The organism is Pelodictyon phaeoclathratiforme BU-1 (assembly GCF_000020645.1).
In the GTDB taxonomy this organism is placed as follows: Bacteria; Bacteroidota; Chlorobiia; order Chlorobiales; family Chlorobiaceae; genus Chlorobium; species Chlorobium phaeoclathratiforme.
Window position 1 is genome coordinate 632,162 of record NC_011060.1, and the last position, 19,890, is coordinate 652,051.

Sequence of the window (19,890 nt, forward strand, 5' to 3'; positions counted from 1 at the left end):
TATATCCAAGGTTATGAAACAGACTACCAATAAGAACCTGAAAACCCTTGCAGTGGCAGTTTTGCTCCTCTGTCTTGGGTCACCGCAAACTGTAGAGGCCAAGGCAGTAACGGCAAGTGAAGCGGTTACCGCTGCTTTGAATACCAATCCGGAGGTGCAGGCGAAGTTTCATGCTTTCCGGGATGTGTACGAAGAGCAGGGTGTGGCTAACGGGGGCTACATGCCGAAGCTTGATTTTAGCGCTGGCGTGGGTCGGCACTGGCTCAAGTCGGAGAGTAACGGGGATGAAAATTACTGGCGGAAGGGTCTCCGGCTTGAACTCTCCCAGATGCTTTTTGACGGGTTTTATACCCGAAACCAGGTTCATCGGTTGAAACACTCGGGTCAGGCCCGATATCTGGAGTTTATGGACTCTATGGAAAATATTGGTCTTGAAAGTTTCAGGGCGTATATGGATGTGCTCCGTTATCGTGAGATGGTCAATCTTTCGAGAAGAAATTATGAGTATCATCAGGAGATTTACAAGCAGATCAGCAGTCGGGTTCGTGCGGGGGTTGCAGCAGGGGTTGATATGGAGCAGATCACGGCCCGTCTTTCGCTGGCACAGTCGAACCTGGTGACCGAATTGAGCAACCAGCATGATGTAAGCGCTCGCTACCAGCGTTATATCGGAGAGTTGCCGGAAGAGAATCTGGCGCCTGCAGTGCTGCCTGATAAAGGGATACCTGCTACGAAAGTTGCGACGCTGAAAGAGGCCTATCAGTACAATTTCGGCTTTCTTGCCACCCTTTCTGATATCCGGGCTGCTCAATATGCCGTCAATGTACAGAAAGCAAAATATTATCCGCGTATCGACTTCAAGGCTCGCCATGACCGGTCATGGAATCTGGATGGTGTGGATGGCCGGAGGGATGAGTCGGTTGCTGAACTTGTATTGAACTACAATATCATCAATGGGGGCGCTGATCAGGCGGCATTGCATCAGTACCGTGAAAAAATGTATCGTTCGGTTGATCTGAAAGACAAGGCCGCTCGTGATTTGCGTCAGACCATAGAGATCGCTTATAATGAACGGGAGATGATAAAAGAGCAGTTACAGTATTTTGATCGGCACTATAAAAGCATGGAGAAGGTAAGAGAGGCCTATCATGAGCAGTTTAATATCGGAAAACGTACATTGCTTGACCTGCTTGATACCGAGAATGAATATTATCAGGCACGTCGTGCTTTTTATAACGGTTTTTTTGACCTCACGATAGCTAATGCAAGGACGTTGGCGGGACTGGGCAGGCTGCTCACCACAATGGGTGTTGTTCGCGGAGAGATGCCGAGTTTGAAGGATATCAATATTCCTATGCCTGAGGTCAAGGATGAGGATTTGCCGCCATTTGACGTTCCTGTGCGTGGCAAACTGGATCTTCCTGAGGTCAAGTGATGATGGTTGTTTGAGTCGGGGGGTGTTTTATTGTAATTCCTAAGTTGTGCGGTGTTTTATGTCTGTTGCGGTTACTGTTGGCAAGAGAGAGTTGGTGGTTGATGATGTGGTGTCGTTGCTTGCAGGTCATAACTTGTGGCCGCAACTGATGGAGGGCGTGGTTGTTGACAGGGTTTTACGTACGCTTGGGTGCAGTGAGGAAGAGATCGGGGTTTATTATACGACCGAACTTGCTGCTGATGCTGTTTTTCTTGAAAAAAAACGGGCTCAATTGCTTCTTGACGGGGCGAAGGAGGAGGATGTTGATTTTTTTATCAGTCGTCCCGTTTTGCTGGAGCTTTTCAAGAGGCGGCGGTTTGAGCCTCTGGTTGGCAGCGCTTTCCTGAAGTTGAAAGCTGGTATGGACAAGGTTCTCTTTTCTCTGTTGCGCAATAAAGATCATGAGCTGACAAGAGAGCTGTTTTTTCGCCTCGAATCAGGAGAGGAGTCGTTTGCCTCTCTTGCAGCCCGTTATGCCGAGGGCCGGGAGGCGTTGAGTGGCGGTCGCCTCGGCCCGATTGAGATGCAACAGTTAAATCCTGCATTGGCTGCGGTGCTCTCGACGGCCAGGCCGGGGGTTGTGAATCCTCCGGTTGTCATTGACGGATTGGGAGTTATTACCTTGCTGCATGAGAAAATACCGGCAAAATTTGATGAACCGATGAAACAGCATCTTCTCAATCACCTGTTTCGTGAATGGGTGAAGGCTGAGGTATTGGCTTTTTTTTACTGAGATCTCTTTTTTTCTGGTCACGATGGGTTATCTGATTTTTTTATAAGGGAATTTTCATGTCGCATACAATCGCAGACAGTGACGCTGATATTTGCAAGGTTATAGGGGGGATTCCCCTTTTCTCGGGTTTGGCAGAAGGTAAAATCAGGATGCTGGCCGGTGTTTGTTCCGTGGAGCGCTATACCATAGGAAAACCGGTAATCAGCGCCGGTATGCCTCCAGATTCGCTGTATGTTATTATCTCAGGACGTGTACGGTCACTCTATAAGGAGGGCTCCAACGGAGTTGTTCAAACTCTGAGGCTTCTCGGTGCCGGAGAGCTGTTCGGCTGGGTGGCTCTTATGCGTCGCCAGCCAACGGAGATTGTTACCGCTTCCGAGGAGACGCTCTGCCTGAAGATTCCCTTGTCGTCGTTGAGCATGGTGATCAATGAGCTGCCTCTCTTGTATGATCTGCTCTTTTCGAAAACGGATCCTTCCGAGATTTGTGCTCTTCTTGAGACTCTGTTCAGCAAGGATCCGAGGGTTGAGGCTCGTATTGGTGAGTCCGGCTTTTCAGGGATCAGGGATCTTTCCCTCCACCTTTACCCTTCTGCGGTTGTTGTTGATACCGGTTTCAGCAGGGTGATTCCCCAAAAAAAGCTTCAATGGTTTGTCAGCCGGAGCGATGACCCGGCGTATCCTCCTGGCAGTGAGTACCGACCCTCTTCCGGCGAATTGGCAGGCTCTTTTTCGTTGCGTCTGGTGGGGCTTGATTTGTCTTGTCTCAAGGAGTCTGCTGTTGAGGTAAAGCCGATTGTGGCTGAGCCTTTGCGCGGTGAACCGCTGGCGGGTATTGCCAGTTCAGAGCGGCCGCAGGGAGAACCTGTCAGGGAGCAGCCCCGCGAAGAGTTCAGTTGTCAAACGGAAGAGGAACAGGTAAGCGGCCGTTCAAAAGGATTCTATTTTTGTAAAGGGAGGGGTGTTGTTGAGGAGACAACAGCCTGTTTTCAGATGTTTGGCAAGCATATGAATGTGCCGGTTAAAAAAGATCTGATACAGAGCATTATCGGAAACCAGTATGCGAGGAATGGTCAGATATCGCTGCAGGATTGTGGAGGTGTCGGGGTGGTGCTTGGCTTGAAAGCGCAGGTAGTGAGTTTTTCCGAGGAGGCCATGCTTCGGCTGAAGGTGCCTGCCCTTATTGGATGGGAGAAGAGTTTTGCTGTGCTTTACAAGGTTACAGCTAAAGAGGTTACCCTCGCAGTCCCCTCTGCATCAGGTATTAAGGTACTTGCTGTAAAAGAGTTCTGGGAAAAGTGGGATCGCAGGGGGGAGGCGCTGGTGCTTGATGCGAGAGAGGATACTCCTGAAAAAAAATTCGGGTTTGACTGGTTTGCGCCCTCTATCAAAAAGTATCGCAATGTTCTTGGAGAGGTGATGATTGCCTCGTTTTTTACCCAGATCATGACTCTGGTCAATCCGCTGTTGTTTATGGTCATCATCGATCAGGTCATTGTCAAGAACAGTTACAGCACACTGCATGTGCTTGGCACCTTTATGCTGATCATTGCGATTCTCCAGGCGGTGTTGAACAGTCTGAGAACCTATCTTTTTGTTGATACAACGAATCGAATTGATGTTGCACTTGGTGCAGAGGTTATTGATCATCTGCTGCGGCTGCCACTCCGTTTTTTTGAAAAAAGGCCGGTTGGTGAGCTGAGTTCCCGGATCGGAGAGCTTGAGCATATCCGTCAGTTTTTAACGGGCACCGCTCTCGGGGTCGTTCTTGATGCAGTTTTTTCGTTCGTCTATGTTGTTGTTCTCTTTGCTTTCAGTTGGAAGCTGGCGGTGATGGCTCTCTCGGTTGTTCCGGTAATTGGGTTGATAACCTTTTTGTTGTCGCCGGTTATCCGGAAACAGTTGCGCGAAAAGGCGGTAAAGCATAGTCTAACGAATGCGTATTTGATAGAGGTGCTATCGGGAATTCAGACGGTCAAGTCCCAGAATATTGAGTTGCGTGCGCGCTGGAACTGGCAGGAAAAATATGCGAGCTATGTCAAGGAGGGCTTCAAACCGGTTGTTTCGGGTACCATTGCCAATTCTGCCAACTCTTTTCTCAGTCAGGCATCCGGGCTTATTGTAATATGGGCCGGTGCGGCTCTGGTGTTGAATAATGAGCTGACCCTGGGCCAGCTTATTGCATTTCGTATTATTGCCGGTTATATCACCAGTCCTGTAATGAGGCTTGCTCAGCTCTGGCAGAATTTTCAGGAAACCGGCATGTCGCTTGAACGGCTTGCTGATATTGTTGATACTCCGCAGGAGGGTGGCAAGGATCAGTTGGCGCAGATTCCTCTTCCTCTTGTCAAAGGTGAAATTTTCTGTGAAAATGTCTCGTTCCGTTTCAGGGATAATAGTCCGATGGTGCTGAAAAATGTGACCGTTACGATTCCTGAAGCTGCATTTGTTGGTATTGTGGGGGAGAGCGGGTCGGGTAAAAGTACCTTCGCAAAACTGATTCAGAGGCTCTACAGGCTTGAAGAGGGCCGTATTTTTATTGATCATTATGATATTGCCAAGGTTGAGCTCAATTCGCTCCGAAGCCAGATCGGCATTGTACCCCAGGATCCCATGCTTTTCAATGTTTCGGTAAAGGAGAATATTGCTCTTACCAATCCGGACGCAACGGATGCCGATATTATCCGTGCAGCCAGAATTGCCGAGGCTCATGACTTTATTATGGCTTTGCCTACCGGTTACAATACGCCGGTTGGCGAAAAGGGCTCCTCACTTTCGGGTGGTCAGCGCCAGAGAATTGCCATTGCAAGAACCATTTTACAAAACCCGGGTCTTATCATTCTTGATGAAGCTACAAGCGCTCTTGATTCGGATACGGAAAGCCGTTTGACGGCAAATTTGATAACCGCTTTCAGAGGCAAAACAGTCTTGTTCATTACCCACAGGCTTAATTCGGTTAAAGCAGCATCCCTGATTCTCTGTTTTCATGATGGTTGTATTGATGAAGCTGGTACTCATGATGATCTTATGGGAAGAAAAGGGCGGTATTACTCCTTGTTCCAAAAACAGTCTTTTTCAATTCCGGTTATGGAGGGTAGCCTCGGATGAAAAATCCATTTGCTGATGATCTGATCGGTCAGGGAGAGGTTTTTACCCAGTCTGTTATGGTGCCGAGGGCGATACTCTGGGTTCTTGTTCTTGCTTTTTTTGGCTTTATTGTATGGGCCTCTGTTGCTGAAATAGATGTTTCGATTCCTGCTACAGGAAAGCTTGAACCGACAGGAGAAGTTAAAAAAGTGCAGGCGGCGATTGAGGGTGAAGTGAGCGCTTTGCGGGTTGATGATGGCCAGCGGGTTAAAAAGGGGGAGGTGCTTCTTGAGTTAGTCCCGGTTTTGTCGGTTGGTGAAGAGTCGAAGCTCAAGTCGTTGCAGATTAACCTCGACAATACCCGCCAGCAGTATGCGACGGAGTCGGTGCTGCTCGGAAAGCTTCGCTCTCTGCTCAGTACGGCTGCCGTCTCTCAATTTGAGGTTGAACAGAAAAAACTGGATGTACTGAAACTGCAGGCTCAGGTTGCAGATCTCACTGAGCAGATCAGCAAGCAGCAGTATATGACGGGTCAGGCAACAGGTTATGAATCCATAACGGCTCCGGTCAGTGGCACCGTCTTTGATCTTCAGGTGAAAAAGGGGGCTATTGTCAGTTCCGGGCAGGTTATGCTCAAGGTTGTTCCTGATGACAATCTTACAACAAAGGCGTTTATTTCAAACCAGGATATCGGTTTTGTCTATGAAGGGTTGCCGGTTGATGTCAAGCTCGACGCCTTTCCCTCTTCCGAGTTTGGCGATATCAAGGGGAGGGTGCTCCAGGTTGGTTCTGATGTGCTTGCGCCTGATGACATCATCAAATATTATCACTTTCCTGTCAAGGTAACGCTTGAACGCCAGTTTCTGGAGGTTAACGGGCGAAAAATTTTTCTGCAGTCTGGCATGTCGGTGACGATGAACATCAAGGTGAGGAAGCGCACCGTTATGAGTATTTTTACCGATCTTTTTACACAGCAGGCCGATGCTATAAGCCATATCAGAAAGTAAACAGGCTGGCCTGAAGAGAGAGATCCGGCAAATTGCCTCGCTCCTGTTGTGCCAAATCGCAGAATTACACAGGGGTTTTGAAATGGATCTGCATTCAAAAGGGTTCAATGAAGCATCGTATACCCAAAAAAGAAAAGTCAAAGCAACTTGGCGGTTTTCGGGTTGAACATCAGACTGAAACTTCTGACCCATCAGATGCTCCTGTTGCGAGGCTTCAGGCAGCATTGACTTTCCATCAGCAAGGCCGATTGGATGAAGCTGAAGCAGTGTATCGGGAGATTTTGGTGACGGAGCCTGATCAGTTTGATGCTTTTCGGCTTTTGGCAATAATTGCAGCACAAAGAAAACAATTTCATGAAGCTATTGCTTTGTTTGAGCGGGCCTTCGAAATCAATTCTGAACACGCAAATTCCTTAAATAATTATGGCATTGTATTGTGTGAAGTGAAGCGCTACAATGATGCAGTGTTGAGTTTTGACAAAGCGATCGCGCTTAATCCGGACTATGGAGAAGCTGCTTTGAACCGTGAAGCAGTTTTAAAAATCCTGAAACGGTATGATGAAGTCGTTCTGAGTTGTGGACTGGCTTTCAAAGGTAATAATGCTGCGGTTTGTTCTGATTACGGAAATGTATTACAGGAATTGAGCCGATATGAGGAGTCTTTACTGTATTACGATAGAGCTCTTGCACTCGAACCGGATTATGTTGCGGCTTATTTTAATCGTGGCCTGGCCTTAAAAAAGCTGAAACGGTATGATGAAGCTGTTTTGAGTTATGACAAGGCGATTGCACTTGAACCGGATTATGCAGAGGCACACTCAAATCGAGGTAATGCGTTAACAGAATTGAAACGTTACCATGATGCCGTTCTGAGTTATGATAGAGCTCTTGCACTCAAACCGGATTATGCCAAGGCTCATGCTAATCGAGGGGTAGCGTTGCAGGAGCTGAAACAGTACGATGAGGCTGTATTGAGTTATGGTCGAGCTCTTGCGTGCAAGCCGGACTATGATTTTTTGTTTGCTGAACAACTGTTTCTCAGCGTACGAATTTGTGACTGGAGAAGTTTTGAGCATCAGGTGTTTTTGCTCAGAGAAAAAATATCTCGCCACGAAAACGTATCAACACCATTTCCTGTTCTTGCACTCGTCGATTCGCCTTTGTTACAACAAGAGGCAGCCAGAATATATGTCAATGCGAAACATGTTATTAATGCTCCCTTGCCACTCATTGCCAAACGTGAACGGCATGAGAAAATTCGTATTGGTTATTATTCCGCTGACTTTCAGAATCATGCAACGACCTACCTGATGGCAGAGTTGTTTGAACGGCATGACCGAAGGCGATTTGAACTTACCGCTTTTTCTTTTGGGCCGGACAAGCAGGATGAGATGAGAACGAGGGTTGCCTGTGCTTTTGACCGTTTTATTGATGTGCGAACCCGCTCTGACCGAGAGGTGGCGCTCCTTTCAAGGGAGTTGGAAATCGATATTGCGGTTGATCTGAAAGGCTTTACGACTGATTCTCGCACAGGTATATTTGCCTTGCGGGCAGCGCCGATACAGGTTAGCTATCTTGGTTATCCTGGTACCATGGGCATGGACTCGATGGATTATCTCATTGCTGACCAAACATTGATACCGGTTTATTCCCGGCAGTACTATACTGAAAAAATTGTCTTTCTCCCCGACAGTTATCAGGTTAATGATACAAAGCGCACGATTGCAGAGAAAGATTTTACCCGGAAAGAGTGCGGATTACCGGAAAAAGGGTTTGTCTTCTGCTGTTTCAACAATAATTACAAAATTACTCCTTTCGTCTTCGATAGCTGGATGCGTATTCTCCGGCAGGTTGAGGGAAGTGTGTTCTGGATCTTTGAGGATAATCCAAAAGCTGCGGAAAATTTGCGGAAGGAAGCGACGAGAAGAGGTGTTGATTCCAACAGGCTGATTTTTTCGAAGCGGATACCTCTTGCTGAACACCTTGCACGGCATCGGCTGGCAGACCTGTTTCTTGACACCCATCCCTGCAATGCCCATACGACGGCAAGTGATGCTCTGTGGGCTGGGCTACCTCTTTTGACGCTGGCAGGTGAAACTTTCGTGGCAAGAGTGGCGGCAAGTCTGCTTAATGCCATCCAGTTACCGGAACTTATCACCTGTACACAGGAAGAGTATGAGGCTCTTGCGATTGAACTTGCCACCAATCCGGACAGGTTGAAGCTGATCAGGCTGAAACTCGAGAAAAACCGGCTGACGACCCCTCTGTTTGATACAGAACGTTTCACTCATCATCTTGAGGAGGCTTATGGTGTTATGTATGAGAGATATCAGGACGGATTACTGCCAGAGCATATTGTATCGTTACCATCAGCAGAAGAGAGGAAAGAGTTGCTGACGATGGCTTTGGAATCATCAGGAGAAAGGCATGGGCAGAAGGCTGCTCTTGTATGTGATGCAGCAAGTGATCATGCTTCGAGGTTTCCGGAGGCACTGACGCTCCATCAGCAGGGGCGGATCAATGAAGCTGAGGCGCTTTACAGGGAGATCCTGTGTGCAAATCCCAAACACTTTGATGCATTGCAGCTTTTAGCCACAGTTGCAGCACAAAAAAGGAATTTCAGCGAAGCTGCTGCGCTATTTGAGCAGGCATTTGCAATCAATTCCGATTGTCCGGAATTATTGAACAATTGGGGCAATACGTTAAAGGAGTTGAAACGGTACGATGAGGCATTGCACTGTTTTGATCGTGCGACTGAACTCAATCCGTATTATGTTGAGGCATACTATAATCGGGGTATCACGTTAAAGGAGTTGCAGCGGTACGATGAGGCGCTTTTGAGTTATGATGCTGTTATTGCTCTCAAGCCGGATTATCCTGAGGTATACGTTAATCGTGGTAATGTGTTGAAGGAGTTGTTACGGTGTGACGAGGCGCTTTTGAGCTATAACAGCGCTCTTGTACTTAAACCTGATTATACCCAGGCGTATTTTAATCAGGCTCTTGCATTACAGCATCTGAAACAATACGAAGAAGCGGTGCTGAGTTATGACAAGGCAATTTTGCTCAATCCTGAATATGTTGCGGCTTACTCTAATCGTGGCTCTGCATTAAAAGAGTTGAAGCGCTATGATGAGGCGTTATCAAATTATGGTGAGGCGATTGCACGAAATCCTCAATTTGCTGAAGCATACGTCAATCGAGGCAATGCCTTGACAGACTTGAAACGTTATCAGGATGCTCTTTTGGATTATGACAGAGCCATTGCAGTCAAGCTGGATTACGCAATAGCTTATTTCAATCGGGGCGTTATTCAGCAGAAATTGAAACTCTATGAAGATGCGGTATTGAGCTATGACAATGCTTATACTTTTGAGCCCACTTTTGATTTTTTATATGGACTTCGATTGTATGCAAGGATGCAGATTTGTGACTGGAGTATCTTTTACAATAATGTTCGTGAACTGAGAGAAAAAATAGGGCGCTGCGAAAAAGTATCCATACCATTTCCCGTTATTGCGCTTCTTGATTCACTTGTTTTACAAAAGGAGGTAGCAAAGCTTTATGTGCAGGAAAAATATCCTGCGAATCATGAACTTCCAGTTATGGTAAACTATCCACAGCATGAGAGGATTCGCATTGGCTACTACTCGGCGGATTTTCATAATCATGCAACGACCTACCTGATGGCAGAGCTTTTTGAACGGCATGACCGAAGTCGATTTGAACTTACGGCATTTTCTTTTGGGCCGGACAAGCAGGATGAGATGAGAGCGAGGGTTGCAAGTGCTTTTGACTATTTTATTGATGTGAGAACCCGATCTGACCGAGAGGTGGCACTTCTTTCAAGGGAGCTCGAGATTGATATTGCAATTGACTTGAAGGGCTTTACGCAGGACTCTCGTCCCGGCATATTTGCCTTGCGGGCAGCACCGATTCAGGTCAGTTATCTTGGTTTCCCTGGTACCATGGGTGCCGGGTATATTGACTATCTCATTGCTGATCGAACATTGATACCGGAACGCAGCCAATATGGCTACACCGAAAAAATTGTCTATCTCCCTGACAGCTATCAGATCAACGATACAAAGCGTCTCATTGCAAAAAAACTCTTTACCCGTAAAGAGTTGGGATTGCCGGAAATCGGCTTTGTCTTTTGCTGTTTTAACAATAACTATAAAATTACTCCTCTCATTTTTGACGGCTGGATGCGCATTCTCCGCCAGGTTGAGGGTAGTGTGCTCTGGCTTTTTGAGGATACTCAAAGAGCCGCTCAGAATTTGCGGCGAGAGGCTATTGAAAAAGGTGTTGATGCAGAAAGGCTGATTTTTGCAAAGCGGATGCCTTTGGCTGAACACCTTGCAAGGCACCGGATAGCAGACCTGTTTCTCGACACTTTTCCGTGCAATGCCCATACGACAGCAAGTGATGCTTTGTGGGCCGGTTTGCCACTTTTGACGCTTGCCGGTGAAACCTTTGCAGCAAGAGTGGCTGCAAGTCTCCTTAATGCCATACAGTTACCGGAACTGATTACCTTTACACAGGAGAAGTATGAAGCTCTTGCGATTGAACTTGCAACCAACCCCGAAAAGTTGATTGCGATCAGGCAGAAACTGGAGAAAAACCGGATGACGACCCCTCTGTTTGATACAGAACGTTTCACTCATCATCTTGAGGAGGCTTATGGTGTTATCTATGAGAGATATCAGGAAGGGTTGCCTCCTGGGCATATTGTATCGTTACCATCAGCAGAAGGCAGCGAGCCGTTGCTGACGATGGCTTTTGCATTACCAAAAGCCAGGTCGGAGCAAGATGTTTCCGCAGTAGCTGAAACAGCCGCCCGGTCAGGGCCGGCTTATTTTGCTACATTGCAGTCTGCATTGGCCCTTCATCAGCAGGGTTGTCTGGATGATGCCGAGGTTCTTTACAGGGAGGTTGTGCACTCAAATCCGGATTACTTTGAAGCTGTGCAGCTTTTGGCAACTGTTGCTGCTCAAAAACAGAGTTTTCATGAGGCTCTTGAGCTCTTTGATCATGCACTTGCCATCAAGCCCGATCACCCGATTACACTGAACAATCGGGGGAATACGTTAATAGCGCTGAAACGGTATGGTGACGCGTTATCAAGTTATGAAAGGGCTTTTCTTCTTAAACCTGACTATGCTGAGGCTTTTTATAACCGAGCTCTTGCACTACAGGAGCTGGAACGGCATGAAGAGGCAGTGTCGAGCTATGAGAAAGCGATTTGCATCAAACCGGATTATGCAGAAGCTTATTATAAGCGTGGCGTAGCGTTACAAAGGCTTCAGCGCTATGACGATGCTCTGTTGTGTTATGACAAGGTGATCGCACTCAAACCGGACTACGCTGACGCGCACTATAGTCGAGGTCTTGCTTTACAGGAGTTACAGCGATACGATGAGGCGCTCATAAGTTATGACGCAGTTATTGCTCTGAAACCAGACTATCCTTTGGTATATGGAATCTGTTTGCATATGAGGATGCATAGTTGTGACTGGGCCAATTTTGATCATTATCTTTCCGTTATCATAGAAAAAATAGAGTGTCACAAATATGTTGCACCTCCGTTTATCTTTTTTGCATCAGTAGATTCTCTATCATTGCAAAAAAAGGTCTCCACAATTTTTATGCAGGGGATTTTTCCTGCAAACCATGAGCTTCCACTCATTGAAAGGCATTCGCGGCATGAGAGGATTCGTATTGGTTATTACTCAGCGGACTTTCATAATCATGCAACAGCGAATTTGATGGCCGAGCTGTTTGAACGGCACGACAGATCGCGCTTTGAACTCACTGCTTTTTCTTTTGGTGCAGATGCGCAGGATGAGATGAGACGAAGGGTGGCCACCGCTTTTGACCGTTTTATCGATGTACGTACCCAATCTGACCGAGAGGTTGCGCTCCTTTCAAGGGAGTTGGAAATTGATATTGCAATTGACTTGAAAGGTGTTACGCAGTACGCCCGTCCCGGTATATTTACCCTGCGGGCAGCTCCGATTCAGGTCAGTTATCTTGGTTTCCCTGCTACCATGGGTGCTGAATATATTGACTACCTTATTGCTGACCGGACACTGATACCCGAAAGCAGCCGGTATGGTTACACGGAAAAAATTGTCTATCTCCCTGACAGCTATCAGGTTAACGATACAAAGCGTCTCATTGCTGAAAGGGTGTTCACTCGCAAAGAGTGCGGGCTGCCGGAAAAAGGATTTGTCTTTTGCTGTTTTAACAATAACTATAAAATCACTCCTGTCACCTTTGACGGCTGGATGCGCATTCTCAAACGGGTGGAGGGAAGTGTTCTCTGGCTCCTTGGGGGTAATCCAAAAGCGGTAGAAAATTTGCGGAAGGAATCGACTGAAAGAGGTGTTGATGCAGAAAGGCTGATTTTTGCAAAGCGGATGCCTTTGGCTGAACACCTTGCACGGCACCGGATAGCAGACCTGTTTATCGACACCTTTCCGTGTAATGCCCATACGACGGCAAGTGATGCTCTGTGGGCCGGGTTGCCTCTTTTGACGCTGGCAGGTGAAACTTTCGTGGCAAGAGTGGCTGCAAGTCTCCTCAATGCCATACAGTTACCTGAACTGATTACCTCTACACAGGAGGAGTATGAAGCTCTTGCGATTGAACTTGCAACCAACCCCGAAAAGTTGATTGCGATCAGGCAGAAACTGGAGAAAAACCGGCTGACGACCCCTCTGTTTGATACAGAGCGCTTCACTCATCATCTTGAAGAGGCTTATGGTGTTATCTATGAGAGATATCAGGAGGGGCTGCCTCCTGGGCATATTGTATCGTTACCATCAGCGGAAGGCAGGAAAGAGTTGTTGATGAAGGGTACTGTTCCGGGAGTAAGGGCGGAGCAAGACGTCAGTGTTGCATCTGAAACAACCGCCCAGTATAGGCCTGCTCATTCTACCAGGTTGCACTCTGCGTTGGCGCTGCATCAGCAGGGTTGTCTGGATGATGCTGAGGTTCTTTACAGGAAGATCCTGCGTGAAGATCCGGAACACTTTGATGCTCTTCAGCTTTTGGCAACAATTGCAGCGCAAAAAAAGAATTTTTCAGAAGCGGTGGAACTCTTTGATCAGGCATTTACAATCAATTCAAATCACCCAAACTCACTGAACAATTGGGGGAATGCCCTTAAGGAGTTGAAACGGTATGACGAAGCAATATCAAGTTATGACAAGGCCGTAACAATCAAGGCCGACTATGCTGAGGCTTATGTTAACCGAGGTATTGTGTTCGAAGAGCTGAAGCTGTACGATATGGCGTTGTCAAGTTATGACAAGGCATTTGCCGTTAATGCGGGCTATGATTTTCTTCCGGGAATGCGCTTTGCAATAAGAATGTTGTTTTGTGACTGGGTTGATTTTGATAATCATGTATCGCTTCTGAGAGAAAAAATAGGGCATCATGAAAGGGTATCGTCCCCCTTTACTCTTTTTGCAATAAGTGATTCACTGTCGCAGCAAAAAGAGGCTGCTTTGATTTATGTGGATGCAAAACAAGCTCTTGATCATTTGTTGCCTGTTATTACAAAGTGCTTGCGACATGACAAAATTAGAGTTGCTTACTACTCCGCAGATTTTCATAACCACGCAACGGCTTACCTGATGGCGGAGCTGTTTGAACGACACGATAGATCGAATTTTGAATTCACTGCCTTTTCTTTTGGTGCAGACGCGCAGGATGAGATGAGACGAAGGGTGGCCACTGCTTTTGACCGTTTTATCGATGTACGTACCCAATCTGACCGAGAGGTTGCGCTCCTTTCAAGGGAACTTGAAATTGATATTGCAATTGATTTGAAAGGCTTTACGCAGCACTCACGTCCCGGTATATTTGCTTTGCGGGCAGCGCCGATACAGGTCAGTTATCTTGGTTATCCCGGTACAATGGGCGCTGAATATATTGACTACCTTATTGCTGACCGGACACTGATACCGGAAAGCTGCTGGTACGGCTACACGGAAAAAATTGTCTATCTCCCTGACAGCTATCAGGTTAACGATACAAAGCGTCTCATTGCTGAAAGGGTGTTCACTCGTAAAGAGCTGGGATTGCCGGAAATCGGCTTTGTCTTTTGCTGTTTTAACAATAACTATAAAATCACTCCTGTCACCTTTGAGGGCTGGATGCGCATTCTCAAGCGGGTGGAGGGAAGCGTTCTCTGGTTATTAGAGGATAATCCAAAAGCTGCGGCAAATTTGCGGAAGGAAGCGACTGAAAGAGGTGTTGATGCAGAAAGGCTGATTTTTGCAAAGCGGATGCCTTTGGCTGAACACCTTGCAAGGCACCGGATAGCAGACCTGTTTCTCGACACTTTTCCGTGCAATGCCCATACGACAGCAAGTGATGCTTTGTGGGCCGGTTTGCCACTTTTGACGCTTGCCGGTGAAACCTTTGCAGCAAGAGTGGCTGCAAGTCTCCTTAATGCCATACAGTTACCGGAACTGATTACCTTTACACAGGAGAAGTATGAAGCTCTTGCGATTGAACTTGCAACCAACCCCGAAAAGTTGATTGCGATCAGGCAGAAACTGGAGAAAAACCGGCTGACGACCCCTCTGTTTGATACAGAACGTTTCACTCATCATCTTGAGGAGGCTTATGGTGTTATGTATGAGAGATATCAGGAGGGGTTGCCTCCTGGGCATATTGTATCGTTACCATCAGCAGAAGGCAGCGAGCCGTTGCTGACGATGGCTCTTGCATTACCAAAGGCCAGGTCGGAGCAAGATGTTTCCGCAGTAGCTGAAACAGCCGCCCGGTCAGGGCCTGCATATTTTGCCACATTGCAGTCTGCGTTGGCCCTTCATCAGCAGGGTTGTCTGGATGATGCCGAGGTTCTTTACAGGGAGGTTGTGCACTCAAATCCGGATTACTTTGAAGCTGTGCAGCTTTTGGCAACTGTTGCTGCTCAAAAACAGAATTTTCATGAGGCTCTTGAGCTCTTTGATCATGCACTTGCCATCAAGCCCGATCACCCGATTACACTGAACAATCGGGGGAATACGTTAATAGCGCTGAAACGGTATGGTGACGCGTTATCAAGTTATGAAAGGGCTTTTCTTCTTAAACCTGACTATGCTGAGGCTTGTTATAACCGGGCTCTTGCACTACAGGAGCTGGAACGGCATGAAGAGGCGCTGTCGGGCTATGAGAAAGCGATTGGTATCAAACCGGATTATGTTGAGGCTTTGTATAAGCGTGGCGTAGCGTTAAAAAGGCTTCAGCGCTATGACGACGCTCTGTTGTGTTATGACAAGGTGATCGCACTCAAACCGGACTACGCTGACGCGCACTATAGTCGAGGCCTTGCTTTACAGGAGTTACAGCGATACGATGAGGCGTTATCAAATTATGGTGAGGCGATTGCACGAAATCCTCAATTTGCTGAAGCATACGTCAATCGAGGCAATGCCTTGACAGACTTGAAACGTTATCAGGATGCTCTTTTGGATTATGACAGAGCCATTGCAGTCAAGCTGGATTACGCAATAGCTTATTTCAATCGGGGCGTTATTCAGCAGAAATTGAAACTCTATGAAGATGCGGTATTGAGCTATGACAATGCTTATACTTTTGAGCCCACTTTTGATTTTTTATATGGACTTCGATTGTATGCAAGGATGCAGATTTGTGACTGGAGTATCTTTTACAATAATGTTCGTGAACTGAGAGAAAAAATAGGGCGCTGCGAAAAAGTATCCATACCATTTCCCGTTATTGCGCTTCTTGATTCACTTGTTTTACAAAAGGAGGTAGCAAAGCTTTATGTGCAGGAAAAATATCCTGCGAATCATGAACTTCCAGTCATGGTAACCTATCCACAGCATGAGAGGATTCGCATTGGCTACTACTCGGCGGACTTTCATAATCATGCAACAGCCAATCTGATGGCTGAGCTGTTTGAACGGCACGACAGATCGCGCTTTGAACTCACGGCCTTTTCTTTTGGGCCAGAGGTTCAGGATGAGATGAGAGCGAGGGTTGCAATTGCTTTTGACCGCTTTATTGAAGTGAGAACCCTGTCTGACCGAGAGGTTGCGCTCCTTTCAAGGGAACTCGAAATTGATATTGCAATTGACCTGAAAGGTGTTACGCAGTACGCCCGTCCCGGTATGTTTGCCCTGCGGGCAGCTCCGATTCAGGTCAGTTATCTTGGTTTCCCTGCTACCATGGGTGCTGAATATATTGACTACCTTATTGCTGACCGGACACTGATACCCGAAAGCAGCCGGTATGGTTACACGGAAAAAATTGTCTATCTCCCTGACAGCTATCAGGTTAACGATACAAAGCGTCTCATTGCTGAAAGGGTGTTCACTCGCAAAGAGTGCGGGCTGCCGGAAAAAGGATTTGTCTTTTGCTGTTTTAACAATAACTATAAAATCACTCCTGTCACCTTTGACGGCTGGATGCGCATTCTCAAACGGGTGGAGGGAAGTGTTCTCTGGCTCCTTGGGGGTAATCCAAAAGCGGTAGAAAATTTGCGGAAGGAATCGACTGAAAGAGGTGTTGATGCAGAAAGGCTGATTTTTGCAAAGCGGATGCCTTTGGCTGAACACCTTGCACGGCATCGGCTGGCAGACCTGTTTATCGACACCTTTCCGTGTAATGCCCATACGACGGCAAGTGATGCTTTGTGGGCTGGTTTGCCACTTTTGACGCTTGCCGGTGAAACCTTTGCCGCAAGAGTGGCTGCAAGTCTCCTTAATGCCATACAGTTACCGGAACTGATTACCTCTACACAGGAGGAGTATGAAGCTCTTGCGATTGAACTTGCAACCAACCCCGAAAAGTTGACTGTGATCAGGCAGAAACTGGAGAAAAACCGGCTGACGACCCCTCTGTTTGATACAGAACGTTTCACTCATCATATCGAGGAGGCTTATGGTGTTATCTATGAGAGATATCAGGAGGGGTTGCCTCCTGGGCATATTGTATCGTTACCATCAGCGGAAGGCAGGAAAGAGTCGTTGATGAAGGGTACTGTTCCGGGAGTAAGGGCGGAGCAAGATGTCAGTGTTGCATCTGAAACAGCCGCCCAGTATAGGCCTGCTCATTCTATCAGGTTGCACTCTGCGTTGGCGCTGCATCAGCAGGGTTGTCTGGATGATGCCGAGGTTCTTTACAGGGAGATTTTGCGTGCAAATCCGGAACACTTTGATGCTCTTCGGCTTTTGGCAACTGTTGCTGCTCAAAGAAAGAATTTTCCAGAAGCGGAGGAACTCTTTGATCAGGCACTCAAAATCAATCCCGCTCATGCAACGGTATGGAATAATCGAGGTATTGCCTTACAAGAGCTGAAACGGTACGATGAGGCGTTGCAATGTTATGATAACGCTCTTGAACGTAAAGCAGATTATGCGGCTGCTTTTTTTTATCGTGGCCTGGTGTTAACAAAATTACATCGTTATGATGAGGCTGTATTGAGTTACAACAGGGCGCTTATACTCAAACCGGACTATGCGGCTGCTTGTTATAATCTTGGAAATACATTACAGAAGCTGAATCGGTATGATGAGGCGCTTGTGTGTTATGACAAGGTTCTTGTAATCAAGCCAGGCGATGCTGAAGCCTGCTCTAATCGTGGTATTACTCTTAAGGAGTTGCAACGCTATGATGAAGCAGTATTAAGTTATGAGAAGGCTCTTGCGCTCAGGCCGGATTATGCTGATGCTTACTATAATCTCGGAAATGTATTACAGGATTTAAAACGCTACCGTGAGGCTCTCGATAATTATGACAAGGTTCTTGCAATCAGGCCTGGTGATGCTCATGTTTACTCTAATCGAGGTATTGCTTTACAAGAGCTGAAACGGTACGATGAGGCGCTTGTAAGTTATGAAAAGGCACTTGCTCTTAAGCCGGACTATGCCAAAGCGTATTCCAATCGAGGCAGTGTATTACAGGCCTTAAACCGCAATGATGAGGCTCTTTTGAGCTATGAGCGTGCCATTGCCATCAAACAAGACTATGCTGAGGCTTACCGTAATCGTGGCGTTGTGTTAAAAGAGTTGAAACGGTATGATGAGGCTCTTTTGAGTTATGAGCGTGCCATTGCCTTTAAACCAGACAGTGCGGACGGTTATTTTAATCTTGGCATCGCCTTACGGGAGCTGAAGCGATATGATGAGGCTCTTATAAATTTTGACAAAACTCTTTTCATTAACCCAGGTTACGAGTTTTTATTTGGAGTACGTCTGTATACCATGATGCACATTTGTGACTGGAGCACTTTTAAGCATCATGTTTCTCAACTGAGAGAAAAATTAGAGCGACATGAAAAAGCATCAACACCATTTCCTCTTCTTGCCCTGATAGGTTCGCTCTTGTTGCAAAAACAAGTATCATCAGATTATGTACAGGAAAAATATTCCGCAAACCCGGAACTTCCACTTCTTGTCAAGCGCTCGCGGCATGATAAAATCCGCATTGGATACTATTCGGCAGATTTTCACAATCATGCAACAGCTTATCTGATGGCGGAGCTGTTTGAAATGCATGATCGCTCACGGTTTGAGATCATTGCCTTTTCTTTCGGGCCTGACAGGCAAGATGAGATGAGAAAAAGGGTTGCAATTGCTTTTGATTGCTTTGTCGATGTACGTACCCAATCTGACCGAGAGGTTGCGCTCCTTTCACGGGAGTTGGAAATTGATATTGCAGTTGACCTGAAAGGTTTTACACAGGATTCCCGATGTGGGATTTTTGCCCTGCGGGCAGCGCCGATACAAGTGAGTTATCTTGGCTATCCCGGTACCATGGGCGCGGATTATATTGATTACCTTATTGCGGATCCGACACTGATTCCGGAAAGCTGCCGGTACGGCTATACTGAAAAAATTGCCTATCTCCCCGATAGTTATCAGGTCAATGATACAAAACGTACCATTGCTGAAAGGGTTTTCACTCGCAAAGAGTGCGGGTTGCCGGAAAAAGGATTTATCTTTTGCTGTTTTAACAATAACTATAAAATTACTCCAGTTACTTTCGATGGCTGGATGCGGCTCCTTCGGCAGGTAGAGGGTAGCGTTCTTTGGCTTCTTGAGGATAATGTGACAGCAGCGGATAATTTGCGAAAAGAAGCGATAAAACGGGGTATTGATGCCGCCAGGATTGTTTTTGCACAACGGATGCCACTTGCAGAACATCTTGCAAGGCAGCGGTTGGGGTATCTGTTCCTTGACACCTTTCCGTGCAATGCCCATACGACGGCGAGTGATGCACTTTGGGTGGGGTTGCCGGTGTTGACGCTCGCTGGTGAATCATTTGCCAGCAGGGTAGCTGCAAGTTTGTTGAACGCGATGCAGTTGCCGGAACTGATTACCTCTACGCAGGAGGAGTATGAGGCTCTTGCGATTGATGTTGCCACCAATCCGGAAAAACTGGGCAATATCCGCCGTAAACTGGAGCAGAACCGGCTCACCACACCATTGTTTGATACCGAACTCTTTACGCGGAATATTGAAGCGGCTTATGATGCGATGTATGAGCGATATCAGAGAGGATTTCTTCCGGATCACATCAAGATTGCGTAATCTTGATAATTTT

At 46.9% G+C, this 19,890-nt stretch carries 5 protein-coding genes; all 5 read left to right on the forward strand.

Annotation, left to right across the window (positions count from 1 at the left end):
• Nucleotides 1–13 precede the first annotated feature (13 nt).
• The 5 genes from PPHA_RS03130 to PPHA_RS03150 all read left to right on the forward strand — a co-directional run bounded on the left by PPHA_RS03130 (nt 14) and on the right by PPHA_RS03150 (nt 19,877).
• Nucleotides 14–1,435 carry a TolC family outer membrane protein gene (locus PPHA_RS03130; RefSeq protein ID WP_041526405.1) on the forward strand — a complete coding sequence of 474 codons (1,422 nt, stop codon included), beginning with the start codon at nt 14–16 and terminating at the stop codon, nt 1,433–1,435.
• A 58-nt stretch (nt 1,436–1,493) separates the two neighbouring features.
• Nucleotides 1,494–2,207: a peptidylprolyl isomerase gene (locus PPHA_RS03135; RefSeq protein ID WP_012507428.1), complete on the forward strand. Its 714-nt coding sequence runs from the start codon at nt 1,494–1,496 to the stop codon at nt 2,205–2,207.
• Between the two features lie 56 nt (nt 2,208–2,263).
• On the forward strand, nt 2,264–5,314 hold the full coding sequence (locus tag PPHA_RS03140; protein ID WP_012507429.1) for a peptidase domain-containing ABC transporter: 3,051 nt from the start codon (nt 2,264–2,266) through the stop codon (nt 5,312–5,314).
• A complete protein-coding gene (locus PPHA_RS03145; protein WP_012507430.1) occupies nt 5,311–6,300 on the forward strand; it encodes an HlyD family secretion protein in 990 nt (329 codons plus the stop codon). The genes PPHA_RS03140 and PPHA_RS03145 overlap by 4 nt, the downstream gene beginning before the upstream one ends.
• Before the next feature lie 107 nt (nt 6,301–6,407).
• Complete coding sequence (locus PPHA_RS03150) at nt 6,408–19,877, forward strand: O-linked N-acetylglucosamine transferase family protein (RefSeq protein ID WP_012507431.1); 13,470 nt, start codon at nt 6,408–6,410, stop codon at nt 19,875–19,877.
• Nucleotides 19,878–19,890: the final 13 nt, after the last annotated feature.

Coding starts and splice junctions, on each gene's coding strand:
- PPHA_RS03130 (WP_041526405.1), top strand. CDS start 14: ATGAAACAGACTACCAATAAGAACCTGAAAACCCTTGCAGTGGCAGTT.
- PPHA_RS03135 (WP_012507428.1), top strand. CDS start 1,494: ATGTCTGTTGCGGTTACTGTTGGCAAGAGAGAGTTGGTGGTTGATGAT.
- PPHA_RS03140 (WP_012507429.1), top strand. CDS start 2,264: ATGTCGCATACAATCGCAGACAGTGACGCTGATATTTGCAAGGTTATA.
- PPHA_RS03145 (WP_012507430.1), top strand. CDS start 5,311: ATGAAAAATCCATTTGCTGATGATCTGATCGGTCAGGGAGAGGTTTTT.
- PPHA_RS03150 (WP_012507431.1), top strand. CDS start 6,408: ATGAAGCATCGTATACCCAAAAAAGAAAAGTCAAAGCAACTTGGCGGT.